Source organism: Aquimarina sp. I32.4, from assembly GCF_002924285.1.
GTDB lineage: Bacteria > Bacteroidota > Bacteroidia > Flavobacteriales > Flavobacteriaceae > Aquimarina.
Genome location: NZ_PGUB01000086.1, coordinates 1 through 20,926, shown reverse-complemented (window position 1 = coordinate 20,926; position 20,926 = coordinate 1). Strand labels below are relative to the sequence as shown.

The following is a 20,926-nucleotide window of genomic DNA, read 5'->3' as shown; positions in this document are numbered from 1 at the left end:
AGGGGTAAGTCAAGAGTTTACTCATGTTGCTACACCAGAGGAAAATGCACATGTAGAAGCTTATCATGGAATACTTAAAAAAGAAGTCTTTCAACGATTTGAGTATAGAACATTTGGAGAGATTCAACAAATACTAAAAAGATATGTGGTTTTCTATAACAACGTAAGGCATCATGGACTATTGGGAAGAATAACTCCTATGGAAAAATGGAACAAAGACAAACACTTAATTTTAATGAAAAATAGAGTAGCATAATTAATAATCCAAATTTAAAAGATTACTCTTGTTTTATAGGGGTCAAAACACTAACAAAACTAGATATTCCAGTAATCTCAAAACAAAAATTGTAAGAATAAATAGAAAGAACGAAAATCAAGAATATTTCTCACAAATCCTATCTAGTCTCTCTCGTTCTTCCTAAAAGTATTTACAACAAGATTCTTACCCTTAAAATTAAAATATTCACGTATTCTTAACTCTTTTTTTAAATAATTTAGTGTTCTTTTGCGCCTCATTATTTAAAACCAAAAAAACAAGATGAAAAAACATTCCCCAACTTACTTTTTAATTGTTATGTCATTTATTTTTTTATACTCCTGTTCTTCTGAGGATAGTGTGCCAGAGGATGAAGATATGAGCATAAGAAACCCTACTCTAGAAAGCTTTGAGAACAATATACTTTCATTTAGCTTTGACACTCATGAAGCTACTGTTTATGAAGACACAATAATTCATAGATTGCCAAATAATGTTTCTGTTAAAAATATAATTCCAGTTATTAAAATATCAAAAAGCGCAACTATAAATCCTAAATCAGGTATTGCGATGGATTTTACTAATCCTGTTAAATACACAGTTACTTCCAAAGAAAAAAAAGAAAAAAATTATATTGTGATTTTAGACAATAGTTTAACTCATCTAAGTATAAATAAAATTGATAAAGATACCTATAAAGGAATTGTACCTGGAGGAGATTTCTCCTTCTTTGTTAATGAACTGAACCCTATACAAGATAGTATTAAAGTAAAATTATTGAGCGATACGGATCAATATATTTTACCAATTCAAAGATTAAATTATCAAACTAAAGAGGTCACTGTTAAATTACCTGATGATTTTTCTAATGGCTATTACCAAATATTTATGAGTATCGAACATGATAATTTTGCAGAAAGTAATTCATTTAGAATTGATAAAGAAGAGCTTTTTCTATTTAAGTACATAGAAAATGATCTTTTTACTACACCTAGTACATTATTATTACCAGGAGAAATGTTTGTAGCAGTCATGGATTTTGATCCTCATGTTATTGATTCTTATTCTTTTTATTTAAAAAAGAATGATATTAAATATCCTTTACATTTTTATTCAGCAGATCTTATTTTTCATGATAATATATATTTGTATATGCCAGATCTTTCAAATACTTTACCCGATTCTGGAACTGGTTATCAAATAATGATCGAGAAAGATGGAAAAGAAAGAATTTTTGACTTTAAGAATAAGAAAGGAGAGTTTATTGATGTAGTTGTTGGTAATAAACCTATAATTACTTCCGTTATTAGATCAACACTTACAAAGGGGGAAAATCTTATTATTGAAGGAGATCATTTGTTTTTCACATATACATCAGGAGATTTGGATAAACTAACCAATTACAGTGAAGTAATCTTAAGCAATTCAGAAAACACTTTTAATCTTAAGACTTATGAAAAAGAAAGTAATGGAACACTTTCTTTTAAAATTGAAAATAATATTGATTCAGGAACGTATAATTTATACTTTAAAAACAACATAAAATCCTTTAATCCTACAAATACAGGAATTAAAATTTCAATACAACCATAATATTGGGCCTTTTATTTAATTTATTTTAAGCACGCTCTATTAGAAAAAAAACACCTTTATTCTTTAAATATAGGTGTTTTTTTTGTTTTTAAAGTTATCCCATTTAGATCATGATAAAAAATCTACTGCAAATAACTGTTTTTAGCCCATTACACATGTATTCGTTATTTTTTCATCACACTACAGGCTGCCATTAATCAGTAACTTAACATTAAACCCTTTACATCATTAGATCCTGAAAAATCATGCGTACATAAAATAGTCATTATCAAACGCAAAAATAAGCAGGTTACATCATATAACTTTCTCTAAATTTGGCGAGCAATACTTACAATCAAAGTAATACCATTTACACTTTGAATTTACCGTAATAAAATTCTCTTTTCCGCCTATGCAAAGAAGAAAAATTAACCGTAGCTAATGGCTATGCTGAATTTTTCTTCTTTGCATAAACAAAAAATAGTTGATATTCCCTTTTACAGTAAATTCAAAGTGTAATTGGTATAATTTATTTTCATAGACTACCAAGCATCCCCAAAACTCTTTCTAACAATAGACTAGTAAGAATAAAATTCAAAAACCAATTTGAGTGAGTATAGGATAATGATCGGAAAGTTCTTGATCAAAAGTTTGAAAACTAAACACCTCATACTCTTCAGGAACTAAAATAAAGTCAATACGTGCAGGAAAGAGTTCAAAATTAAACGTCTTACCAAAGCCTTTTCCAGCATTCTTGAAAGTATCTTGTAATTTTTCTGACCTAATTTTATCATACACATATGAATATGCTGTATTATTAAAATCTCCCATCACTATATTTTTATAAGGAGAAGATTCCATATGTGTCAATAGTTGCTCTGCCTGAACTTGCTGTTTTTTAAACGAATTACTAATTCGTTTCAGTAGTTTCTGGGAATCTGCTTTGGCTAACTCATCTGTCTTAGAGCTAATACTATGTGACTGCAAGTGAACATTATACACTCTAACTGTATCTTTAGGAAGTGCCAAATCTGCAAAAATCACATTATTTGCTGTTTTCTTAAAATGTAAAGAGCCTTTATTAACTATCGGAAATTGTGAAAAAATGGCCAATGCCAATTCCCCATTATTATCATTAAACTCCTGATATTTATATGGATATTGTTTAAAATTGGTATCTGGATTATTATAATATTCTTGCACACAAAAAACATCAGAATTCTGTTCTCGTACCAGTTTTGAAATGTCTTGGGGTATTGTTTTTGAATCTATCCAATAAAAACGATTAAAACTATGTACGTTATAACTCATTAACGAAATACTGTTTTCTATTTTATCCATAGATTTCCCTCTGAGCTTATATAGTGAGGACACATGTGACACCCCTAAAATCAGCACTACAAAAGAAAGAATTAACCGCTTACTAAACAAAATAGCCCAATAGAATAGAAATGATACGTTAATCAATATCAAAACAGGTACAGCCAAACTCAAAACCGATAATAAAGGAAACATTTTGGGTGATACGTATGGCAATAGATAAGATAATAATAGTGCAAAAGCAGCTATAGAATTCATCACAAAGATGATCTTTTGTAATATCTTTCTCATACTTACTCCTTACCTGCTTTAAATAAAAAATCCTTTTCTTCTTTTGTCAAACTATCATAACCACTTTTACTAATTTTATCTAAAATAGCATCTATTTGCTGTTGATTAAGAGTTTTAGTTGAAGAATTTTTAGTTCTCGCTGTAGTTTTCTTATATGTTTTTGATTTATGAACCGTCTTTAAAGGGCTTTTCTTTTTGAAGATAAACAAAGCCGCAATTCTATCCATTAATTTTTCAAACCACTCCCCTATATCTTTTCCATTTTTTAACTGAACTGCGTACATATACCCAAAAATAGCTCCTCCTAGATGAGCTATCAATCCTCCTGCATTGGCAGAAGTTGGTATCTGTATAAGATCAGAAAGTACAACAAAAACTCCTATATGCCATAATTTGACATTAAAAAATATAATTCGTACTTCTGAGTTTGGAGTATATGCTGCTATAAAAATCATAATAGCTCGCACTGCTGCAGAAGCACCTATCAAATACGCTAGAGAACCATTTAAAACTGGGAAAAGATTATACGCCGCAACAAATAGCACCCCTCCACAAATAGCTCCTAATAAATATATAGTAAGAAATCTTTTTTCTGTAAAGAGATTCAATACATATGGCCCAAACCAATACAACACCAACATATTCCAGAAAATATGCCAAAAGTCAAAATGTAAAAAGCTATAGGTAAGTACACTCCAAAACTGAAATAATAACGACCCTGGATCTACTGGTAACACAAACCAGTTCATCAATATCCCTGGACTCGTTTTAAAAATCCAAGAACACAATGTAGCAGACAAAAACAATGCTGCATTGATAACAATCAATCTAATTACAATATTAGCCGTTTTGAACTGATACAATAAATTATTAGTTGTCATATTAATTCCACCGTTTATTATTAAACGAATTCTTTTTCCAGTACCACATTGTGATAAATCCAATTACTGCACCCCCAATATGTGCCCAGTGAGCAACATTAGAAGGCCCCAAGATAGCTTGTCCTGTTATTCCACCATACAAATCGAGTAAGAAATACCCTCCTATCAAATATTTTGCTTTTATAGGAACAGGTATAAACATAATATATAGTGGCAAATTAGGATATAATACCGCAAATGCAGCTAATACTCCAAAAATAGCACCTGAAGCTCCTACCATTGGAGTCACATAAGCTCCAATCATCTTTTCGGTAACCTCTTGTGGTATATTAGGGTAAACTTGATATTGCCCAGATGAAATCGTATTTTGTATAAATTCATTAATTGCTGATGGCGTAAGCCCTGCATCTAAGTACGCCTGATACCCTGGGCCAAATTGGAAATAAGTAAATAATAACTGAAACCCTGCTGCCCCAAAACCTGAGAAAAAATAAATAAAAAGAAATTTCTTTTGTCCTATTGAGTTTTCTAAGTGACTACCAAACATATACAAGGCAAACATATTAAAGAAAATATGCCCTGTGCCTCCATGCATAAACATATGAGATACAAGCTGCCATATTTGAAAATTATCATTTTTTGGAAACCAAAGTGCAAACCACTCAAACGCTCTATCACCTAAGGTTGATGACCCTATAAAAAAAATGATATTTATAATTAATATCCCCTTTACTGTATCTGTAATTCTCCCCATTTATTTTTAAAATTTCTTATCAATTTCATCTACTGTTAACGTGATGAAAGTTGGCTTATTATCTGGTGTTACTGTAGGTTCTGTACAGGCAAAAAGGCTATTTACCATATATTGTTGTTGTTCTGGAGCTAATTCTACTCCAGAACGTATAGCAATGCTTTTAGCAATTGATTTAGCTAGTAAATCTGTTTGCGAAAAACTACTATCTGGTACTTCATTCTCTAAATCACTTACTAATTTCTCTAATAGTTCTGCTACTTCTTTTTCTGTAGCAACCGATGGTATTGCAGTTATCTTTACTTCTCCAGGAGATAACCCACCAAAAACAAATCCTGTATTTTCTAACTGTTCTTTTACAATCTCTAAAAGAGCTATTTCTTTTTGAGAAAAAGAAAGAACAAGAGGAAATAGTAATTGTTGACTTACTGCACTTGCCATAGTAATATTACGCAAAAACTCTTCGTATAAAATACGTTGGTGAGCTCGGTATTGATTTACGATAACCATACCACTTTTTATGGTAGTGACAATATATTTTTTTCTAAGTTGGTAGGTAGTATGATGCCCTACTTTTTTCTCATCTGTTTCAAATAATGAACCAGTAACCTCTGCACTTTCAAATTCTACTGAGGAGAAATCATTTTCCTCTGATTTTGATGTACCCATATCTGACTCTAATCCAACATACAAATTCTCCCAACTTCCTGCGGTTTCTTTTTTGAAAGGTGTATAATTACTTTTACTAGAAAAGGTTTCTTTTTTTTCAGACACATCACCATTTTCTTCTGCAAATGGGTTAAAACTTCGATCCACCTCTATCATAGGTGTCTGAGCAGTTTTCCCTTTATATTCATATGGAGTATCCATTGATGAATCTCTATTAAAATCTAATACAGGCGCTACATTAAATTGCCCTAAGCTATGTTTTATAGAAGAACGTAACATTGCATATAATGCATGTTCATCTTCAAATTTTATTTCGGTTTTGGTTGGGTGAATATTAATATCAATAGACACAGGGTCTACAGTAAGATATAAAAAGTAACTTGGGTGCGTTTTTTCTTTCAATAATCCTTCAAAAGCCGCATTGACTGCGTGATTGAGATAAGCGCTTTTTATAAACCTATCATTGACAAAGAAAAATTGTTCCCCTCGGGTACGTTTGGCATATTCAGGTTTCCCAACAAAACCACTAATAGTAACCAAATCGGTTTCCTCTTTTACAGGAACGAGTTTTTCATTAGTTTTTCCACCAAAAATATTTACAATACGTTGACGCTGTTTTGATATTGGCAAATTAAAAACCTCAGTACCATTATGGTACATATCAAACTTTATAGTAGGATGCGCCATCGCCACACGATGAAATTCATCAATAATATGTCGAAGTTCTACCGCATTAGATTTCAAAAAGTTACGTCGGGCAGGAATATTATAAAACAAGTTTTTCGCACTTATAGAAGTTCCTACTGGTGTAACACATACTTCTTGAGATACTATTGTACTCCCTTCTATTTTTATCTCTGTTCCTACTTCGTCTTTTTTCTGTCTGGTCTTTAACTCTACATGGGCAATTGCCGCAATAGAAGCTAGAGCCTCCCCTCTAAAGCCTTTGGTATCTAATTGAAAAAGATCTTCTGCTGTTCTTATTTTTGAAGTTGCATGACGCTCAAAACTCAGTCTAGCATCGGTAGCGCTCATCCCTACTCCGTTATCAATAACTTGTACAAGAGTTTTACCTGCTTCTTTAATGATTAATTTAATATGAGTAGCCTTTGCATCAATAGCATTTTCTAACAACTCTTTTACTAGTGAAGCTGGTCTTTGAACCACTTCTCCTGCAGCAATTTGGTTTGCTACGTGATCTGGTAATAATTGAATAATATCAGACATTTATCGTCTTGCAGTAAATATGGATAAATCAAAATCTATTATATATAAAAAAACGAAAACCAATAATATCACAACATATATGACTCTTCTATTGATTTCACGATTGCCACGAGTACGACTTGATGTTCGAGCTTCTGCCCAATGTGCACCAAAATCTATATCATTTGTTGTATCCCTATATTTTGTAATTCTATTTTCAAAATCATAGATATTACCTTCACTTTTACCTTCGTAATACCTAGGCGTGTAGTTGAATCTTCTGTTTTTTCTTCTTTTAGGGATGCTTAACTTCACAATCTACTCTATCTTTATATTATCCAAATATACTCAAAATGCATTGCATTCTAAAGCTTTTAGCATTACAATAACACAAAACATAAACAACAAGGATTATGCCGTTTAAGACTATATAACAAAAAATTCTTTATTTTGATATAAATATTTCTAAAAAGTTATATTTCATCCACACCTACACCCTTGTAAATCAATCACCCTTGTTTTACTACCACTATACATTACAAATAACACCAACAAATAGCATACAAGCACCAATCATTAGAGGGGTGAAAAAAAGTTAAAACTTGGCATCTTTTCGTAATTGAGCCATTTTGATAGCTGCGATTGCCGCTTCTGTTCCTTTATTACCATGTTTTCCTCCAGAACGATCTATAGATTGTTGTAATGTGTTATCTGTAAGCACACAAAAAATCACAGGAATATCATTAGCTATATTAAGATCTTTGATCCCTTGAGTAACTCCTTCACACACAAAATCAAAGTGTTTTGTTTCTCCTTGAATCACACAACCAATAACTATAATAGCATCTAGCATATCGTATGATTCTTGCATTTTTTTACACCCATACACCAGTTCAAAACTCCCTGGCACATCCCACCGAACGATATTTTCTTTTACCGCTCCGCAATCAATAAAAGCATCAAAAGCTCCTTGAAACAAACCTTGTGTTATTTCTTCATTCCATTCTGAAACAACAATCCCAAATCGAAAATTTTTCGCATTTGGGATTGTTGCTTTATCGTATTGTGATAAATTCTTATCTTCTGTAGCCATATAAGTTTATAAGTTATTATTTTAAAGTATAGTGGTATTTGCATACAAAACACTAACTCAAAATCATAAACTATTTCATTGCTTGCGCTTTACCTAAGTGTACATCAACTTGATTCGCTTCTACACTTTTAGGAAATTCTTCTTTAATTCTCTCTAAAAAAGGAACTGCTACTTCTGGCTTACCAAGAGATATTGCCGTAACCGCTGCTTTTAATAAAAACCTTGGTGTAACAAGCTCATTACTTTTTACTTTTGCAGCTTTCTCATAAAACCCAAGAGCTTCCTCTGGCTGATTTAGTTGAGAAAAAGCATCTCCTATACCTCCAATAGCTAATGGCCCTAACATGTCATCTTCACCCTTGAAATCGCTCAAGTAGTCAATTGCCTCCTTATACTTATTCATATTTAGATAAGAAAAGCCTGCATAGTAATTTGCTCTATTTGCTGCACTAGTACCACCGTAGTTTTCAATGATCTCTAAAAACCCATATTTACCTTCGCCTCCATTAAGAGCTAAGCTGTATAATGAATCACTAATTTTAGAATTACCATTCACAGCATTATCAAAATACTGTTGCGCAGTAAACATCTCATTTGCAGCCTCTTGCTCTTTTGGTTCTTGTATGAATTTCTGGAACCCAAGATATCCTAGTATAATAAGCGCTACTAATCCAACGGTGCCTAATATATATTTTTGATTGGCCGCAACCCATTCTTCGGTTTTTGAAGCTCCCTCATCCAAGGTATTAAACACCTCAGCAGTAGTTGAATGCTCTTCTATCTGCTCAACTTCTTCAACCTTATTTTTTGGTTTGTATCCTCGTTTCTTGTAAGTTGCCATAAATTTTCTTTAATGAACGGCAAAAATAAAATTTTTATTCATAATTAAAAGCACAACTATTTATTATTTTTCAATAATTTGCGCAAATTAACTAAGAAACTCATTAAAGTAAGAATTCTCTGATGGTTGCCGTTTTATGATTTTAAAATCTCTTTCTTTACTTAATTATAAAAATTTTGAATCTGTCAGTTTTGAATTTGATGACAAAATAAATTGTTTCGTAGGGAACAATGGTGTTGGAAAAACAAACGTTCTTGATGCCATCTATCACTTATCTTTTGGCAAAAGCTACTTCAATCCTGTTACTAGTCAAAATATCAGACATACTACAGATTTTTTTGTCATAAACAGTCATTACCAAAAAGAAAAAAGAGACGAAAAAGTTATTGTAAGTGTAAAAAAAGGGCAAAAAAAAATAATAAAACGTAACGGAAAAGCATACGATACCCTTAGTCAACATATTGGCTTTCTACCTTTGGTTATTGTTTCTCCAACAGATAGAGATTTAATCACAGAAGGGAGCCACACTCGTCGTAAGTTTATAGATGGCGTAATTTCTCAAAGTGATCAATCTTACCTAAAGACTTTATTATCATACACTAAAACTGTATCACAACGTAATTCTTTATTAAAATACTTTGTAGCAAATAACACTTTTGACCCTTCTACACTAGATATATACAACCAACAATTATCTGAATATGGCACTATCATATTCAAAAAAAGAACAGATTTCTTAGAAACTTTTATCCCCATTTTTATAGACAGATATCAAACTATAAGTTCTGGCAAAGAAAGTGTCTCTTTATCGTATCAAAGTAATCTAGCAGAAACAGATTTACTATCCCTTTTAGAACAAAACCTATCCAAAGATAGAATACTACAATACACAGGAGTTGGGGTACACAAGGATGATTTATCTTTTGAAATAGACGACCATCCTATTAAAAAATTCGGAAGTCAAGGACAACAAAAATCTTTCCTGGTCGCATTGAAACTAGCTCAATTTGATTTTATAAAACAACAGAGTAAAGTAAATCCTATACTCTTACTTGATGATATCTTTGACAAACTTGACGAAAAACGAGTAGAGCATATCATAAAACTGGTAGACGATCAAAATTTTGGACAGTTATTTATCAGTGATACACATGCTGACAGAACAGAAGATGTAGTAAAAAAAATATCGCAATCATACAAAATCATTAAACTATAAACCTAAATATCATTACATCTTAATATCATTACATCTTAATATAATTAGCGATTAAAAAAATTGTAAACAATATTTTATTTCGCAAACAAAATAAAAAAACCACAGCATTTACATATGAACCAAAGACTTAATACATATTTTTTATATTCAATATTAATCATCAGTATTTTTATTTCTTGCTCTAAAAATAACCCAAAAAACTATACTCAATATCTAGATGGGTATTGGGAAATTAAAAAAGTAATAATGGCAAATGGCAATGAAAAAGAATACAAATTCAATCAAAACATTGATTTTTTTCAAATTAACGACACCGCTGGTATACGCAAAAAGGTACAACCAAAATTTGATGGAAGTTTCACCACAACAGGAACAAGTGAAATATTTACGTTACGCATTGAGAATGACAGCCTAAGACTACACTACAAAACTTCGTTTGCCTCTTGGGTAGAAACAGTTATTTCTGTAGAAGAAAATGAAATAGTAATCAAGAATGAGACAGGAAATGTGTATTTTTACCGACGGTACCAAAAGATTGAATTATAATGAAAAAAAGACACCAAGAACATCAAACTTTAGAGCAAGTTTTAAAAAACTTTGTCACAGATAACAACCTACAAAAAGGGTTAGATAAAGTTGCTGTACGTGATGTTTGGGAAAAAATAATGGGACCAGCAATAACAAAATACACTAAAAATATCAAATTAGAAAGAGAAACATTATTTGTGGAACTTACCTCATCTGTCCTTAGAGAAGAACTAAGCTATGGAAAACAAAAAATCATTGATAATCTTAATGAAGAATTAACAAAAGAATTAATCACAAAATTAATATTGAGATAATTATCTTTTATATTCTTTACCCATGTCTCCCCAGTAATATACCCAAAAAAGTCTCATTTTTTATAATATTACCTACATTACAAAACTCACAAAATCATACTTAGTGCTGCCCTGTTTACTCTCTAATGTCATAACAGTATACAACATTACTCCTTACACAAACATCCTCTGATCATTTATCGACATCTTTTTTTCTGTAAAACCACCCACACTCTTTATTATCTTATAACCACATTACAGTTGTAAAAAAAAGCATTTTTTATATCAAATTTCACAAAAAACTTATTTTACAAAAAAGACATTAACACAACCTCATATATCAATAAAAATCAATAGTTTAAATAAAAAATCAAAACATAACCTCAATTATTAAGCCACATACAATTAACAAAATAACAATGTTTTTCTCATTATTTTAACTTAGTTACCAAAATATTACTCACTCTTAAAAAAATTCAATCCAACAAACCAAACATCCTTACAAAAACAAGGTTAATTTTTTGTTAAACTATAATCATTGCGCTTATTACGTTAATTTTCTTAATAACCTTGTTCATCTAACAAAAAAATCATATTACACAAATGAAATTATTAACACAAAAACTACTAATACTTCTATGTGTATTAGTAACTCAACTCGCTATTGCGCAAGAAGGCCCAATAGCAGGTAAGGTCACAGACGATAGTGGAATGCCTTTACCAGGTGTAAACATTATTGTAAAAGGCACGAATAATGGCGCTCAAACAGATTTTGACGGAATATATTCACTAAATGCTTCTTCTGGTAGTACTCTTCTATTTACCTATCTGGGTTTTGCTGATAAAGAAATAATAGTAGGTACTCAAAAAAAAATTGATGTACAATTAGAAGTAGCCGCTTCTCAATTAGATGAAATTGTAGTTACCGCCCTTGGTATTTCTAGAGATAAAAAATCATTGGGTTATGCCACTCAAGAAGTAGACGGAGAAGATCTGAATAAAGTAAAAACAGCAAACTTTGTAAATTCTCTCTCAGGAAAAGCTTCTGGTGTACAAATTAAAAGAAATAACAATTTAGGTGGTTCAACAAATGTAGTGATTAGAGGTAACGCCTCTTTAACAGGAAGTAATCAAGCTTTATTTGTTATCGACGGAATCCCTATCAATAACACCAACACAAATTCAAAAATTCAAGGACAAGCTCGAGGTGGACAATATGACTACGGAAACGCAGCTTCTGACATCAACCCAGAAGACATTGAATCTATAAACGTTTTAAAAGGTGCTGCTGCATCTGCTCTTTATGGCTCTAGAGCTGCCAATGGGGTAATCATGATTACTACAAAAAAAGGAGGGAAATCTACAGGAATGGGAGTTACCATTAATTCAGGATTAACCTTTGGCTCTATTGATAAAAGTACATTTGCAAAATATCAAAAACAATATGGAGCAGGTTACGGTCCTTATTATGGTCCTAATGAAGATAGCTATCTAGATCTAAAAGATATTGACAATGATGGTACTTTAGATTTTGTAACACCTTTGACAGAAGATGCATCGTATGGAGCTGCATTTGATCCAAACATTATGGTATATCAATGGGATGCTTTTGATCCAGACTCTCCAAATTACAGAACACCAACTCCTTGGGTAAACGCAAAAAATGGACCTATTACCTTTTTTGAAACTCCTATAACCATTACAAACTCTATATCTCTGGATAAAGGATTTGATAAAGGTAGCTATAGATTAAATTATACTCAATTTGACCAAACAGGTTTAATGCCTAATAGTTCTATCAAAAAGCATAATTTTTCTATGAGTGGTAATATCAAATTAACTGATAAATTAACCGCTACTGGATATGCTAATTACATCAAAACAGATGGATTAGGTCGTAACTCTACTGGATATAACGATAACATCATTGGTAATTTTAAACAATGGTGGCAAACCAATGTTGACATAAAACAACAAAAAGACATCTATTTTGCTACACGTAGAAATGTAACATGGAACCCTGCTAATACTGATATTGGCTCATTACCAATTTACTGGGATAACCCGTATTGGGCACGACATGAAAATTTTCAAACAGATTCTAGAAATCGTTTTCTAGGTAATATTTCTCTAAATTACAAAGTTACCGATTGGTTTGATATTACTGGTAGGGTAGCTACTGACACCTATTCTGAATTACAAGAAGAACGAAGAGCTAACGGGAGTGTTGCCACTGCATTTGGTGTTAATTCTGGAGGGGGAGATACTGATAACAGAGGAACTGTTAATTCTGGATATGCAAGAAAAGACTTAAGAAATACAGAGACTAATTACGATTTGATGTTCAACTTTTACAAAGATTTAAGTGACGAATTTAGCATCAAAGGTATATTAGGAACAAATGTGAGAAGAAATCATTTTCAATCGATTCATGCATCTACTAGTGGTGGATTGAGTGTTCCAAAGCTATATTCTTTACAAAATAGTGCAGGGCCACTTCCTCTTCCTGTAGAGAGAGATGAAAAACTAGGAGTAGATGGTATCTATGCCAGTGCTTCTTTAGGATATAAAGAAACTTATTTCTTAGATGCAACCATACGTAGAGATCATTCTTCTAGTTTACCAAAAGGAAATAATACATTCTATTACCCTTCTGTAGCTGGTAGTTTTGTATTTTCTAATCTTATAGATGCAGATTTTATATCATTTGGTAAAATAAGAGCCAACTATGCAGAAGTAGGAAATAGCGCTCCTTTTGATTTCTTATACGACAGCTATGTTGTAAACACACCAATTGGAGGTGCAAGTACCTCTGTTGGTAATGTTAAAAAGAACCCAGATCTAAAGCCTGAAAACACCACCAGTATGGAGCTTGGTCTAGAAGTAAAACTTTTACAAAATAGATTAGGTTTTGATGTTGCTTATTATAAAAACAATTCTATAGATCAAATCTTTGGGGTTCCTATTACCAGAGCGGCAGGATTTTCTTCCAAAATTTTAAATGCTGGAGAAATCGAAAACAAAGGAATCGAAATCTCTTTATATGGTACTCCTATAGAAACTACAAACTTCTCTTGGAATGTAAATGTAAACTGGTCTAAAAATGAAAATAAGGTAGTATCTCTAGAAGATGGAATAGAAAACCTACAATTAGGTTCTTTTCAAGGAGGAATCACAATCAATGCACAAGTAGGGAAACCTTATGGTATCATACAAGGTACAGATTACACCTACCTAAACGGAGAAAGAGTAGTTGATGGTCGCGAAACTTTACCTCAAGATGAAGATGGGGATGGTCAAGATGATCCAAACCCTGCTCAAGGACAATACGTAAAAACAAGCACATCAAATAATAATATTGGAGATACCAACCCTGATTGGCTGATGGGGATATCAAACTCATTTACCTACAAGAATCTTTCTTTTAGCTTCTTGATAGATATTCAAAAAGGAGGAAGTATCTTTTCTCTAGATCAATATTACGGGCAAGCAACTGGTTTATATGAAGAAACTGCTTTTATCAATGACCTAAGAAATCCTGTAAGAAATAGTCTTGCTGATGGAGGCGGATTCATTAACCAAGGGGTTAACACTGATGGATCAGTAAACACAACAAGAATTAGAGCAGATCGATTTGGTGCTTTTGGGTACAGAAGAGGATTACCAGATGCCGCCTTTGTATACGATGCTAGCTTTGTAAAATTAAGAGAAGTTTCTTTAACCTATAGTTTCCCTAAACAACTCATTAAAAAGACATTCTTAAACGATGTTTCGTTTAGTGTAATTGGTTCTAACCTATGGATCATTGACAAAAACCTTCCACATGCCGATCCTGAAAGTGGATTAAGTTCAGGTAACTTACAAGGGTACTCTGTAGGTTCTTTACCTACTACAAGAGATATAGGTTTCAATTTAAAATTACAATTCTAAAAAAAATAGCACAGATGAAAAAAATATTCATTTTAATTACAGCAGTAATTATAGCCTCTTGTTCAGACAACCTCGAAAGTCTGAATGAGAATATCAAAGACCCATCTTCTGTTCCTGGCGAAACCTTATTCACAGGAGCTCAGAAAAACTTAGCAGACCAAATAGTTGATTTAAGCGTAAACAATAACAACACCAAACTTTGGGCTCAATACCTACAAGAAACTACCTATACTGATGAAAGTAATTATGATCAGGTAACTAGAACAATCCCAGCAACACACTGGAGTGTTTTATATAAAGATGTATTAAAAGATCTTGATGAAGCTTCTAAAATTATTACGGCCACAGAATACACTTTGCCTGAAGACATAGAAACCAAAGCAAATAAATTACAGGTAATAGAGATACTAACCATCTATGCTTATAGTGTATTAATAGAAACTTTTGGAGATGTTCCTTACTCAGAAGCGCTGGATATTGACAACCTATTACCTACCTATGATGATGGTCAAACTACATACAAAGCTCTTATTTCAAGGTTAACGACTGCTATAGATGCTTTAGACACTAGTAAAGGAAGCTTTGGAGTTGCTGACAACATTTACGAAGGAGATGTATCGCTATGGAAAAAATTTGCAGCTTCTTTAAAACTCAGAATGGGAATCTTATTATCTGATGTAGATAATTCATTTGCCAGAACTACTGTAGAGTCTGCCGTAACCACTGGTGTATTTACTAGTAGAGCCGACAATGCTAATTTTAAGTATTTGACTGCTGCACCAAATACAAACCCTATACATGCAAATCTTGTATTAAGCGGAAGAGCTGATTTTGTTGCAGGAGCTACCATTGTAAATGATATGAATGATCTAAAAGACCCTAGAAGGCCTTTATATTTCAAAAGAACTCAGGTAATTGTAGACACAATCGTATCTACTTCTACTTCTGGCATCACAACAACTTTAAACCTAAAAAACCCAATTGATGTAAGTATTGAAATAGGAGATAAAGCCTCAAATGGTCCAACAACCCTTGGAGATATATCAGCAATAGGAACATCCTCTCTAGGCATTGATAATATTGCTGAAACACCAGAAGCAGGAGATATTATAACATACCTAGGATATAAAGGAGGAAAAATCGGTAGCACATCTAGTTTTTCTTCACACTCTCATGTCTCTGATTATATAGCCGCTGCAGATACTCCAGGTGTACTTTTTGACTATGCAGAAGTTGAATTTTTATTAGCAGAAGCAGCTGCAAGAAACTTCGCTGTTGGTGGAACTGCCAAAAGTCACTATGATGCTGGTATTATTGAGTCTATCGAAAGCTGGGGAGGAACAAATGCAGATGCTGTAACATATCTAGCACAGGCAACTGTAGATTACGATACAGCACTGGCAGCAAGTGCCGCTACTACTCCTTGGAAAGAAGTTATTGGTAATCAAAAATGGATTGCATTATTTAATAGAGGCTTAGAAGCTTGGACATCTATCAGGTTATTAGATTTTCCAACGCTAGCAAAACCAACTGAAGCCGTTTCTGGATTTCCTAATAGATATACGTACCCTATTGTAGAACAAACATTAAATGGTGCAAACTGGGAATCTGCCTCTACTGCGATAGGTGGTGACAAAGCCGAAACGAAATTATTCTGGGATTTGAATTAGCCAATATTCTATATCAAACAAGTAACATTGTAATAGATAAAAGACTGTCTTTTTAGGCAGTCTTTTTTATGTTGTATACCATCAAGAAAAATTAGTTAGCAAATCCACTTCCTGAAAAATTATTAAAAGCTACCATTACTCTGCTGTTTTTCTTACCCATAGCAGTATTATAGTCATAAAAAAACAAAAGGTAGTAATTTTAAATTACCACCTTTTACTTATATTAAATTCTGCTATAATTCTTCAGAATTTAGCAAAAAATATGTTCTTAAAACTGCTCTCTTGCTGAGAAATGAAAAGCCCCTTCAATAGCAGCGTTCTCATCACTATCACTACCATGCACAGCATTTTCACTTATAGAAGTTGCATATTTTTTACGAATAGTTCCTTCTGCAGCTTCCTCGGGATTTGTAGCTCCTATCAAAGTTCTAAAATCTTCTACCGCATTTTCTTTTTCAAGAATTGCTGCTACGATAGGACCACTAGTCATATACTCTACTAATTCTCCATAAAAAGGACGTTCTTTATGAACTGCGTAAAAAGCAGCTGCATCATCTGTAGTAAGTTGAGTTAATTTCATTGCCACAATTCTAAATCCTGAAGCTGTAATTTGCTCTACAATACCACCAATATATCCTTTTCTTACCGCGTCTGGTTTAAGCATTGTAAAAGTTCTGTTTGTTGCCATAGTATAAGTGTGTTTTTGTTATATATCACTTCTAACTAGAAGTAATTCAATTTATTATTCTGGTATATAAATACCTGATTTTTCTAAAAATTTTGTGCAAAAATATATATAAAAGCATCAAAAACAAGAATTATTATACGAAATCCCTTCAAATAACATTTATTCACCGTTTCCAAAGCATCCCTAACTACTCCAAAAAATAATCATATGAATCAACCCCATACAACCTCTACAAAAGTTCAATATACAATTACCAAACATTAGAACTTTTACAAAAAAGCATTCTACCATCTCCAAAATATTATTTATTGTATCTTCGCTGACCTATGAATAGTAATGAAACAAATAAAATAAAGGAGTTACTATCTACTCCAAAAAATATTATAATTGTAACACACAAAAATCCTGATGGTGATGCTATTGGTTCTAGTCTAGCGCTGTACCACTATCTGAAGTTTTCAAAACACCATGTTACTGTTATTACTCCTAATGACTACCCATCTTTTCTAAAATGGGTGCCAGGAGAAAAAAACATTATCAAATATGATAATGATACGCAAATTGCTAGTGATAGAATAATAGAAGCAGACATTATTTTTACATTAGATTTTAATCATTTATCTAGGAGTGGTGACATGCAAAATATTTTGGCAGCTACAAAAAGTACTTTTGTTATGATCGACCATCACCAGCAACCTGATACGTATGCCACCTTTACATATAGTGATTCAAGCATGAGTTCTACCTGTCAAATGATTTATCATTTTATAGAAAAATTAGGAGACCTTGATAAAATCACCCCTGAAATAGCTACTTCTATCTATGTAGGGATAATGACAGACACAGGGTCTTTCAGGTACAGATCTACCACAAGTACAACCCATAGAGTACTTGCAGACCTAATTGATAAAGGAGCAGACAACACCACGATTCATGAAAAGATTTATGACACAAATACACTTTCTCGAATTCAACTAAAAGGTATTGCTTTTAAAAACCTAAGAGTATTACCCGAATACAATACCGCATACATTACTTTATCTCAAAAAGAACTAGATCAACATAGTTTTAAAAAAGGAGATACAGAAGGTTTTGTTAATTTCGGGCTTTCTATTTTAGATGTTAAATTCGCAGTTATTTTTATCGAAAATAAGGGAGAAAGAATTATTAAAATCTCCCTGCGTTCCAAAGGTGATTTTTCTGTAAACGAATTTTCAAGAAATCATTTTGAAGGAGGTGGGCATCATAATGCTGCTGGAGGAAGAAGTAATCTGTCATTATCTGATACCGTTGAAAAATTTATTAGTATCTTACCAGCCTATAAAAACGTCCTGAATCAATGAGATTAGTACTTCACACACTCTGTCTTGTTTTTCTATGTTTTTCTTGTAAAACACCAGAAGCTCGCAGACCAAAAAATGTAAAATCTGGTTCTTTTATCGATGAATCTATCTTACGAAATAAAGAACTCGCTGCTCGAGAAGAAGCCAGAATTCAAAAAATTATTACCACAGATAGCCTAAATAGTTATATAACATCAGAAACTGGTTTTTGGTATTTCTACAAAAAAAAGGACTCTATTTCTACTACTACCCCTCAATTTGGAGATATCGTAACCTTTGATTACAATGTAAAGGATTTGAACGGCAATATAATTTATACCCAACAAGAATTAAAAACTATTACGTATCGTATTGACAAAGAAGAGCTTTTTTTAGGTCTTAGAGAAGGATTAAAGCTTATGAAACAAGGAGAAATGGTAACATTTCTTTTTCCTTCTTATCAAGCTTACGGATATTATGGTGATGATAATAAGATTGGAACAAATATTCCGTTAATAGCAGAAGTAACACTCAACACAATTAGAAAAGAATCAACAACAAAAAATTAATTTATTAACAAAAAATGAAAAAATTAAATTTATTATTCTTAGCCATTATTACATTAACTCTTAGCAGTTGTAATGAAAAATACCCAGATTTACAAGATGGGCTTTATGCAGAAATTATCACAAACAAAGGAACGGCTGTTGCAAAATTACACTACGACTTAGTTCCTATGACAGTAGCAAACTTTGTTACTTTGGCAGAAGGAACCAATACCATGGTTGACAGTACTTATAAAGGAAAGAAATATTATAATGGAATTATATTCCATAGAATTATCAAAGATTTTATGATCCAAACTGGAGACCCTCTTGGTACTGGAACTGGCGATCCTGGCTATAAATTTCCTGATGAAATTGTAGATTCTCTAAGCCACAAATCTAAAGGAATATTATCAATGGCAAATTCTGGAGCTAATACTAATGGAAGTCAGTTTTTTATCACATTAAAAGAAACTCCTTGGTTAGATGGAAAACATACTGTATTTGGAGAAATTGTTGTAGGACAAGACGTTATTGACAGCCTTGGAGTTGTAAAAACAGTATCTGGAAATAAACCTGAAGAAGAAGTAAAAATGATGGAAGTTAACATCATCCGTAAAGGTTCTAATGCTAAAGGGTTTGATACTGCAACCGCTTTTACTGATAAACTTAAAGTTCTTGAAGCTGAAAAAGCTGAAAAAGAAAAAGCTGAAAAAGAGCGTAATGCTGCAATTGCTGCTAAGTTTAATGAAACAAAAGCTAACGCTACCAAACTAGAAAGTGGTTTAGAAATTGTTTTTACTCATAAAGGAGAAGGTCAAAAACCAAAACAAGGAGATTTAGTAAACATCAATTATGCTGGATATTTTACTGATGGAAAAGTTTTTGATACAAATATTGCAGAAAAAGCTAAAGAATTAGGTGTTTATGATGAGCGTAGAGCTGCAGACCCAAGAGGGTATGCGCCAATAGAAATGCCATATTCTCCTGAAGCAAGAATGATTCCTGGTTTTAAAGAAGGGGTTCAACAAATGAGTGTAGGAGATAAGGCTATTCTTTTTATACCTGCTCACCTTGCATATGGAGAAAGAGGTGCTGGACCAATCCCTCCTAACAGTGAAATTATTTTTGAATTGGAGTTGGTAAATATTAAAGCTCCCGAAAATACTAATGCAAAGGATATTAAAAAGACTGATACTAAGAAATAAAAAACTTAGAAATCATAACTGAATTAATAAAAAAAGCATCCTAAAAAATTTGGGATGCTTTTCTATTTCAACATTATTTATTTTATGCTTATCCGTTTTCTTCCCCAAGATAATTCCATCTATTAGATACAGCTGCGACCATCAGTCTATCGAAAATATTATCAAAATACCTTCGATTAAACTTAAAGCAGTATTCATTTAGATAGTTTTGAAGAAAATCATCATCTATTCTATGATGTACATCAAGTAGCAATCTCTTAGCATTGCTTATTGCTGTATGCACCCATGGTAATATTGTGTTAATTTCTTTTTTTGGAACCACTTTAGAATCCAAATTATAATCCTCTTTCAAATTATTATAACTGTTTGATTTGTCTGAAACAATTTTAGTATTCTTTTTTACCTTTTCCTTTACCACCACAGCTAAATCTTCTTTTTTTAATGATTCAATAACCGTCATCTTTAAATATCCTACACGTTTTTTAGTTCTATGTTTTTTAGGATTATAATTTTGTTCTTATACTCTTGATTCTGCTGCAACCAACACCGTTGATTGACGCTGACTTCCCCGTCCTCGTTTTAATGGTTCTGTTTTATCCCTTGTTATAGAGACAGTTTCAAAAAAACCTTCATCTAATTCTATTTC

General features: G+C 32.3%; 18 protein-coding genes and 1 pseudogene. 10 read left to right on the top strand and 9 right to left on the bottom strand.

What is annotated here, in order from left to right:
- On the top strand, positions 1-256 hold a 256-nt coding region (locus tag CVD18_RS16810; RefSeq protein WP_146052742.1), incomplete at its 5' end, for an integrase core domain-containing protein.
- Between the two features lie 282 nt (positions 257-538).
- Entirely contained in the window at positions 539-1,849 is a 1,311-nt protein-coding gene (locus CVD18_RS16805) for a hypothetical protein (RefSeq protein WP_103866588.1), read from the top strand.
- Positions 1,850-2,422: 573 nt separating this feature from the next.
- On the opposite strand, the gene CVD18_RS16800 is transcribed toward CVD18_RS16805, so the two are convergent.
- The 7 genes from CVD18_RS16800 to CVD18_RS16770 all read right to left on the bottom strand — a co-directional run bounded on the left by CVD18_RS16800 (position 2,423) and on the right by CVD18_RS16770 (position 8,880).
- Positions 2,423-3,439: an endonuclease/exonuclease/phosphatase family protein gene (locus tag CVD18_RS16800; RefSeq protein ID WP_103866587.1), complete on the bottom strand. Its 1,017-nt coding sequence runs from the start codon at positions 3,437-3,439 to the stop codon at positions 2,423-2,425.
- A gap of 2 nt (positions 3,440-3,441) precedes the next feature.
- Entirely contained in the window at positions 3,442-4,320 is an 879-nt protein-coding gene (locus CVD18_RS16795; RefSeq protein ID WP_103866586.1) for a rhomboid family intramembrane serine protease, read from the bottom strand.
- A 1-nt stretch (position 4,321) separates the two neighbouring features.
- Positions 4,322-5,074 (bottom strand): rhomboid family intramembrane serine protease, encoded by a 753-nt coding sequence (locus CVD18_RS16790; RefSeq protein ID WP_103866585.1) that lies wholly within the window; start codon positions 5,072-5,074, stop codon positions 4,322-4,324.
- A 6-nt stretch (positions 5,075-5,080) separates the two neighbouring features.
- Positions 5,081-6,967: a DNA mismatch repair endonuclease MutL gene (gene mutL, locus CVD18_RS16785; RefSeq protein WP_103866584.1), complete on the bottom strand. Its 1,887-nt coding sequence runs from the start codon at positions 6,965-6,967 to the stop codon at positions 5,081-5,083.
- Positions 6,968-7,261: a hypothetical protein gene (locus CVD18_RS16780; protein ID WP_199185098.1), complete on the bottom strand. Its 294-nt coding sequence runs from the start codon at positions 7,259-7,261 to the stop codon at positions 6,968-6,970. It abuts the gene before it with no gap.
- Positions 7,262-7,541: 280 nt separating this feature from the next.
- Positions 7,542-8,039, bottom strand: coding sequence for a 6,7-dimethyl-8-ribityllumazine synthase (gene ribH / locus CVD18_RS16775; RefSeq protein ID WP_103866582.1), 498 nt, complete (start codon positions 8,037-8,039; stop codon positions 7,542-7,544).
- 70 nt (positions 8,040-8,109) lie between these two features.
- Positions 8,110-8,880, bottom strand: coding sequence for a tol-pal system YbgF family protein (locus CVD18_RS16770; protein WP_103866581.1), 771 nt, complete (start codon positions 8,878-8,880; stop codon positions 8,110-8,112).
- A gap of 136 nt (positions 8,881-9,016) precedes the next feature.
- Between CVD18_RS16770 and CVD18_RS16765 the strand changes: the two genes are divergently transcribed.
- The 5 genes from CVD18_RS16765 (at position 9,017) to CVD18_RS23195 (ending at position 16,517) form a co-directional block, all read left to right on the top strand.
- Positions 9,017-10,096 (top strand): DNA replication/repair protein RecF, encoded by a 1,080-nt coding sequence (locus CVD18_RS16765; RefSeq protein ID WP_103866580.1) that lies wholly within the window; start codon positions 9,017-9,019, stop codon positions 10,094-10,096.
- A 114-nt stretch (positions 10,097-10,210) separates the two neighbouring features.
- Complete coding sequence (locus CVD18_RS16760) at positions 10,211-10,642, top strand: lipocalin family protein (protein ID WP_103866579.1); 432 nt, start codon at positions 10,211-10,213, stop codon at positions 10,640-10,642.
- A complete protein-coding gene (locus CVD18_RS16755) occupies positions 10,642-10,938 on the top strand; it encodes a DUF721 domain-containing protein (protein ID WP_103866578.1) in 297 nt (98 codons plus the stop codon). Before CVD18_RS16760 ends, CVD18_RS16755 begins: the two co-directional genes overlap by 1 nt.
- A 582-nt stretch (positions 10,939-11,520) precedes the next feature.
- Positions 11,521-14,847, top strand: coding sequence for a SusC/RagA family TonB-linked outer membrane protein (locus tag CVD18_RS16750; protein ID WP_103866577.1), 3,327 nt, complete (start codon positions 11,521-11,523; stop codon positions 14,845-14,847).
- A gap of 14 nt (positions 14,848-14,861) precedes the next feature.
- Entirely contained in the window at positions 14,862-16,517 is a 1,656-nt protein-coding gene (locus CVD18_RS23195; protein WP_233194572.1) for a SusD/RagB family nutrient-binding outer membrane lipoprotein, read from the top strand.
- A 268-nt stretch (positions 16,518-16,785) separates the two neighbouring features.
- On the opposite strand, the gene CVD18_RS16740 is transcribed toward CVD18_RS23195, so the two are convergent.
- The gene (locus tag CVD18_RS16740; protein WP_103866576.1) at positions 16,786-17,205 is read right to left on the bottom strand and encodes a nucleoside-diphosphate kinase; all 420 of its coding nucleotides are present in this window, start codon (positions 17,203-17,205) and stop codon (positions 16,786-16,788) included.
- A gap of 326 nt (positions 17,206-17,531) precedes the next feature.
- On the opposite strand from CVD18_RS16740, the gene CVD18_RS16735 reads away from it, so the two are divergent.
- The 3 genes from CVD18_RS16735 to CVD18_RS16725 are packed head-to-tail and all read left to right on the top strand — an operon-like array spanning position 17,532 to position 20,280.
- Positions 17,532-18,548, top strand: a complete 1,017-nt coding sequence (locus CVD18_RS16735; RefSeq protein ID WP_103866575.1) for a bifunctional oligoribonuclease/PAP phosphatase NrnA — start codon at positions 17,532-17,534, stop codon at positions 18,546-18,548.
- Positions 18,545-19,096, top strand: coding sequence for a gliding motility-associated peptidyl-prolyl isomerase GldI (gene gldI / locus CVD18_RS16730; RefSeq protein ID WP_103866574.1), 552 nt, complete (start codon positions 18,545-18,547; stop codon positions 19,094-19,096). Before CVD18_RS16735 ends, gldI begins: the two co-directional genes overlap by 4 nt.
- 14 nt (positions 19,097-19,110) lie before the next feature.
- Positions 19,111-20,280: a peptidylprolyl isomerase gene (locus CVD18_RS16725; protein ID WP_103866573.1), complete on the top strand. Its 1,170-nt coding sequence runs from the start codon at positions 19,111-19,113 to the stop codon at positions 20,278-20,280.
- A gap of 88 nt (positions 20,281-20,368) precedes the next feature.
- Here the strand turns inward: CVD18_RS16725 and CVD18_RS16720 are convergent.
- Positions 20,369-20,752, bottom strand: a pseudogene (locus tag CVD18_RS16720) (IS1595 family transposase); the annotation flags it as partial.
- Positions 20,753-20,926: the final 174 nt, after the last annotated feature.